5 protein-coding genes are annotated in these 6,410 nt (G+C 44.4%); 4 read left to right on the top strand and 1 reads right to left on the bottom strand.

The features are described from left to right. Positions 1 to 122 precede the first annotated feature (122 nt). From pheS to ACS8E3_RS06430, 3 genes are all read left to right on the top strand, one after another. A complete protein-coding gene (pheS, locus tag ACS8E3_RS06420; protein WP_439242382.1) occupies positions 123 to 1,175 on the top strand; it encodes a phenylalanine--tRNA ligase subunit alpha in 1,053 nt (350 codons plus the stop codon). Positions 1,176 to 1,273: 98 nt separating this feature from the next. Next, complete coding sequence (gene pheT, locus ACS8E3_RS06425; RefSeq protein WP_439242384.1) at positions 1,274 to 3,679, top strand: phenylalanine--tRNA ligase subunit beta; 2,406 nt, start codon at positions 1,274 to 1,276, stop codon at positions 3,677 to 3,679. Between the two features lie 126 nt (positions 3,680 to 3,805). Then, on the top strand, positions 3,806 to 4,105 hold the full coding sequence (locus ACS8E3_RS06430; RefSeq protein ID WP_439242386.1) for an integration host factor subunit alpha: 300 nt from the start codon (positions 3,806 to 3,808) through the stop codon (positions 4,103 to 4,105). Positions 4,106 to 4,403: 298 nt separating this feature from the next. Here ACS8E3_RS06430 and ACS8E3_RS06435 read toward each other — a convergent pair whose 3' ends face one another. Continuing rightward, positions 4,404 to 4,760 carry a hypothetical protein gene (locus ACS8E3_RS06435; RefSeq protein ID WP_439242388.1) on the bottom strand — a complete coding sequence of 119 codons (357 nt, stop codon included), beginning with the start codon at positions 4,758 to 4,760 and terminating at the stop codon, positions 4,404 to 4,406. A gap of 590 nt (positions 4,761 to 5,350) precedes the next feature. On the opposite strand from ACS8E3_RS06435, the gene ypfJ reads away from it, so the two are divergent. Continuing rightward, entirely contained in the window at positions 5,351 to 6,238 is an 888-nt protein-coding gene (gene ypfJ, locus ACS8E3_RS06440) for a KPN_02809 family neutral zinc metallopeptidase (protein ID WP_439242390.1), read from the top strand. The last annotated feature ends 172 nt before the right edge of the window (positions 6,239 to 6,410 follow it).

The following is a 6,410-nucleotide window of genomic DNA, read 5'->3' on the forward strand; positions in this document are numbered from 1 at the left end:
ATATCGCTATATTCAACAGTTAAGTTATTCATCGCTCCAGATAAAAAGACGGTAAATAATTTGCAATATTTGCGCAAACCCTTACAATCTATACTCTGTCTATACCAGGAATAATGCGTCTTATGACTACCCCTGCTGCTACCGATTTGTCGGCGCTACCGACTCTATCTTTGCAATTAAATGAGCTCGATGAAGCGCAGTTAAACGGTTTTGCCGATGCTGCTATAGCGCTGATTGCGCAAGCAACTGCTGTGCCAGAACTACAAGAGCTAAGGGTACAGCTAACCGGCAAAAAAAGCTCGCTTACCAGTTGGTCAAAACAAATGGGGCAACTTGCTGCCGATGACAAAAAGACTTATGGCGGCTGGTTACATCAAGTCCGCAGCCGTATTGGACAAGCGCTCACTGAGCAGCAGCAACAACTCGAGATTGCAGCCTTAAATGCTAAGCTTGCAAAGGAGAGTATCGATATTACTTTGCCTGCGCGCGGCGGTCAAAAAGGTCACTTGCATCCAGTGACTATGATTACTCAGCGTATGCAGCAGTTCTTTGTGCAAGCAGGCTTCAACGTGGCGACTGGCCCTGAAGTTGAGAGTGACTATTATAACTTTGAAGCTTTAAATATCCCCTCGCATCATCCTGCCCGCGCTATGCACGATACCTTTTATTTCGATGCGCACTATTTATTGCGTACGCATACTAGCCCCGTACAAATTCGTACGATGGAACAAAGCGCGCCGCCGATTCGTATTATCTGCCCAGGCCGCGTCTATCGTAACGACTCGGACCAAACACATTCGCCGATGTTCCATCAGTTAGAGGGGCTCATGGTCACTGAATCGAGCACCTTTGCTGAGCTAAAAGGTCTGATTAGCGAATTCTTGCAAGCGTTTTTTGGCAAAGAGCTCACCGTCCGTTTTCGTCCTTCATTCTTCCCGTTTACTGAGCCTTCTGCCGAAGTCGATATCTTAGACGATAATGGTAAATGGCTAGAAGTCATGGGCTGCGGTATGGTACATCCGCAAGTGTTAACCAATTGCGGCATCGATAGCGACAAATATACAGGCTTCGCTTTTGGGATGGGTATTGAGCGTTTTGCGATGCTCTATTACGGTATCGATGATTTGCGCCTGTTTTTCCAGAACGACGTACGCTTTTTGCAGCAATTTGGCTAAATGCTTGTCTGCTATTAAGTTGTTTTTACGGCACTGACTACTGATACGCCTCTTCTTACTATAGAATCTTTATTATAAAATTCAGATCCGAGATATTTATGAAAATTAGCGAACAATGGCTACGTCAATGGGTGAATCCTACCAATACTAGCGAACAGTTAGCTGAGCAGCTAACGATGGCAGGTCTTGAGATTGACGATCGTTTTGCAGTTGCCCGCGCTTTTAGTGGGGTGGTCGTCGGCGAAGTTATCAGCGTGGAACAACATCCAGATGCTGATAAGCTGCGCGTCACTCAGGTAAATATTGGCGGCGCTGAACCATTACAGATCGTCTGCGGTGCACCCAATGTTTACGTGGGGATGAAAGCGCCTGTTGCTACCGTTGGTGCTGTGTTGCCAAGTGATGACCAGACAGGTTTTAAAATTAAAAAAAGTAAACTGCGCGGTGTGGCTTCTAACGGTATGCTTTGCGGTGCCTCTGAGATTGATTTGGTTGATGATATCGATGGGCTGCTTGAGCTACCTGACGATGCCCCGATTGGTACTGATATCCGTGAGTATTTAGGCTTAGACAATCAAATATTAGATATCTCTATTACCCCGAACCGCGGCGACTGCTTCAGCGTACGCGGTATCGCTCGTGAAATAGCCGTTATTAATGAGCTAGCAGTACAAACGCCAGAGATAAATTTAGCTTTTGCTGCTAGTAAAGATATTAAAACCCCTAATGTGAAGGTCGCTGCCGCCGAGCAGTGCCCGCGTTATTTGCTGCAAGCGATTAGCACTATCGATCGTAGTATTGATACGCCAAAATGGATGAGTGACGCGCTCATTCAATCAGGTCTACGTACCCATAACTTCTTGGTCGATGTAACCAACTATGTATTGATGGAGCTGGGACAGCCTTTGCACGCTTTTGATGCCGATACTATCAAAGGCGATATCCAAGTGCGTTTGGCGCAGCCGCAAGAAAGCCTTACTTTACTCAATGATCAGACTCTAACTTTAGTCGGTGATGAGCTGGTCATCGTTGATGATGCAGGTATCTTAGCTCTTGCTGGTATTATGGGCGGCAAACGTAGTAGCGTCACTGAAACGACGACCAATATTTTGCTAGAGAGTGCGTTTTTTAGTCCGCTGGCTATCGCCGGTCGTGCTCGCCGTTTTGGTCTGCATACCGACGCTTCCCAGCGCTTTGAGCGTGGCGTTGATTTTGAGTTGCCACAGCTCGCTTTGGCGCGTGCTCGCGAATTAATCACCGCAGTCACAGGCGGCATAGCTGGATCTATAGTGAGCGCTGAAAGTCCTACAGAGCTGCCACTGCGCGCGCCGATATCTTTACCCATTGCTAAGGTAGGCGAGGTGATAGGCGTCGATATCGAACCTGAGACGATGATACGCATTTTGACTCAGCTTGGCTTTGAGATGGAGCAGCAAGGTGAGGTTTTAAAAGCTACGCCGCCATCGCATCGCTTCGATATGAGTATTGCAGAGGATTTGATAGAAGAAATTGCGCGAATATATGGTTACGATAATATCCCAAGTACCTTGCCTCATCTACAAGTCAGCATGGACTATGACGATACTGCAGATTTGACCCATGAGATGAAGCTGGCCTTAGTCGATATCGGCTATATGGAAGCGATTAGCTTTAGCTTTAGTGATGCAAAAATTGAAGCGCTAATCGAAGATGAGGCGCTAGGAGAGGTACTAGCGCTGGCTAATCCAATATCGAGTGATTTAGCCGTTATGCGCCGCACGCTATTATCTAGTCTGCTGCCTTGCGTGCAATATAATCTCAACCGTCAACAGTCGCGCGTACGCTTCTTTGAGACTGGCCTAAGCTTTGTTGGTCATAGCATCAGTGAGTTAGTCCAGACGCCTAGCATAGCTCTCGTTGCTGTAGGAAATGTTTGGGATGAACAAGCCTACCAAAACCGTGCGGTGGATTTTTATGATCTCAAGCATGATATAGAGCACTTGCTACCTGCTTTAATCGACGGCGCGCGTGTACGTTACGAGCGTAGTGAATTGGACTTTCTGCATCCAGGTCAAAGCGCTAAGCTCTATATAGATGATCGCTATATAGGGTGGCTCGGACAACTGCATCCTAATACTGCCAAGCAGCTTGATCTGCCAGTCACTTGGGTCGCTCAGCTCTCACTAGCGCCTTTATTAGAGCTTGCTCGTGAACAGCAGACGATCACCACCCCTAGCAAATTCCCGCAGATACGCCGTGATATCGCTATTTTGGTCGATGATAAAATCAGCTTGCAGACTCTGCAAGCCACTATACGTAACGCAGCAGGAGCATTATTAACTGATTTATGGTTATTCGATGTTTATCAAGGCGATAACGTGCCTGCAGGTCAGCATTCATTAGCGTTTGCATTGGTATGGCAAGATCATAGCCAAACCTTGTCCGATGACACGGTAAAAACAACCACCGATAAAGTAGTTGCTGCTTTGAGCGAGCAGCATGGAGCTCAGTTGCGCGATAGCTAAGCGGCACTCACTGATGCTAACTGGTTATTTTTAAAGAATTTTATGATAACTAGTCATTAATTTATAAAAAAATCCTTTATAATGATAGGGGTTATAAATCAAACTGCACCAATCAGGAGTCGCACTGTGAGTACCCTAACAAAATCGGATATGATTGAACATTTAATGGATCACCTCAACCTAAGCCGTCAAGAAGGGCGCTGTCTGGTCGAGAATTTTTTCGATGAGTTGTCTGAGAGTTTGATTGAAGGTAAGGAAGTTAAGCTTTCAGGGTTTGGCAACTTCGAGCTCAAAGACAAGAGCAGTCGTCCAGGTCGCAACCCTAAAACGGGTGAGCCCGTAGCGGTATCTGCGCGTCGTGTGGTCACTTTTAAGACGGGCCAAAAATTTCGCCAAAAAGTCGATGAGCATTTGTTTGAAGCTTAGTTTTTGCTTTGAAGTGCGAGTATTGTTTTAGTTTAAAAAATATTCGATTCAATCTACAATTATCATTATGTTACTAGAGCGAGTTTTAGTCAGCGTGTACGGTATCTTCACTATTCTCAAAAGGAGCTTGGGTGTTTTATAAACCAAAAAGCGCCTAAGTGATGATGACGCCTAACTAAAGAGCCCCTAACTAAAAGAGTGGTTCACTAGAATACGAAATAGTAACCACAAAAAAAGAGAGCCTAGGCTCTCTTTTTTATTAGTCAGTATTTATTACCAGAGTAATAGATGACCAAGCTTATTCTTCTACAACAACAACGTCGTCAGCAGCGTCTACAGCAGCTGGATCAGTTTCGCTAGCAACATCCATGCTAGTAGTTGTACCGTCGACAGGAACTTCAGCGTCCATCTCGTCAGTAGCAGTAGCAGCTTGTGCTTCAGCGATGTCAGCTTCAGCATCAGTTACAGCAGCTTCAGCGTCAGCAGAAACAACTTCGCCTTCAGCAGCAGCTTCGTTTAGCTCTTCTTGAGCGTCTTGCACTTCTTCTTGTGCGTCAGATAAATCTTCAGCAGCGTTCTCAGTGCTGCTATCGCAAGCAGTCAAGCCAAAAGTTGCAGTCATGATACCGGCTAATGCAAGTAGTTTAACGTTCATAAGGTTTTCTCCAGAAAATGAAATAGTATGATAGCTATAATAAAAGGTTGAATACAAGGGACACTTAACGCTAGATACTTATAGGTATCTTTATATTTAAGTATCTTTATATTCAACCATCAATGGTTACAGCTACTCAGCTTCCCCGCATTCTATACTCTTTTTTTGAGAATGAAAAGACTTTATGTGATTAATGAGCAATAAAAATGTAAACAATATTTACAAACCCTAGTCTGATACCATTTTTCGTATAAAGTAATTGAAATGATTACTTTAATCCTTTCAATTAAGAGTAAGACCGTACTAAAGCTTATTTTTTAATGAGTTTGAGCTAAGCTTTTTAAGCTCAAATAGGCTTTGATATTGTGCTCATAATTAGATATAGCTGCTAATACAAAATACAATAAATAACGCAAATTCAGTCTAACTTTGTATTGTCTGTACCAATAAAGATTGTACTATTGAAGGAAAATGGTTGTCGTTTAAAGATTTGATGTTTTGTTGAGATTTTGTAGTTGAAAAAATAGGTTTAACTTTGGGATTATGGATTAGATTCAGAATAAATGATTATTTTATAGAGGATAGCAGTTATGAAGTGGAGAGGCAGAAGAGGTAGTACGAACGTACGTACTAGCAGCGGCGGCGGTAAAATGATAGGGGGTGGTATAGGCGGTATTATTATCGCCGGTATTTTATGGCTAGTATTTGGAGTCAATCCCATGACCGCGCTACAAACGGGACAAGTTGTAACCGGCGGCGGAGGCAGTTCTACAACTGAAGTAGCGACTAGTAATGACCGTGATACCCAGTTCGTGCAAGTGGTATTAGCAGATACTGAAGAGGTTTGGGGACAGATTTTTAATGAAGGCGGAAAAACCTATCAAGAGCCTTCGTTGGTGCTATTTAATGGTCAAGTTAGCTCAGCTTGTGGAAGCGCAACTGCAGCGACAGGGCCTTTTTATTGTCCAGGAGATCAGACAATTTATCTTGATACTACTTTTTTTCAAGAGATGCGTCAAAATCTAGGCATCAGTGGCGATCAGCAAGGGTCTGGTGAGCAAGAAAACCAAGGTAAGGCGGGTGACTTTGCCCAAGCTTATGTTATTTCGCACGAAGTAGGTCATCATGTGCAGACGTTGTTGGGCATCAGTCAGCAGGTCAATCAAGCTCGACAACAAGTGACACAAGCCCAAGGGAATCATTTGTCTGTATTGCAAGAGCTACAAGCCGATTGTTTTGCGGGGGTATGGGCCAATCGTAATCAACAACGAGTACAGTTCCTAGAGCCAGGGGATATCAATGAGGCGATTAATGCTGCCGGACAAATAGGCGATGATCGTCTAGCACAAGCCAGTGGCCGCGCTGCAACGCCAGATAGCTTTACCCATGGTACGAGTCAACAGCGCGTGGATTGGTTCACTCGTGGCCTTGAGAGCGGTAACGTGCAATCTTGCGATACTTTTAGCGGTGCTTTATAACAGATAGCGATTAGCAGTGATTTATAATGAAAAGCACTATCCTCAATTATTAAGCATCAGTACGATCAGTAACGGGCACTAAAAAAGCCTACCTTTGAACTGACCCCCATAAGTTGGACACAACTTATGGGGTATTTTTATGCGTTACGACCTAGACTTTAAGATGCAAGTC

Origin of the sequence: Psychrobacter sp. 2Y5, assembly GCF_051847375.1 — a bacterium.
Lineage (GTDB): Bacteria > Pseudomonadota > Gammaproteobacteria > Pseudomonadales > Moraxellaceae > Psychrobacter.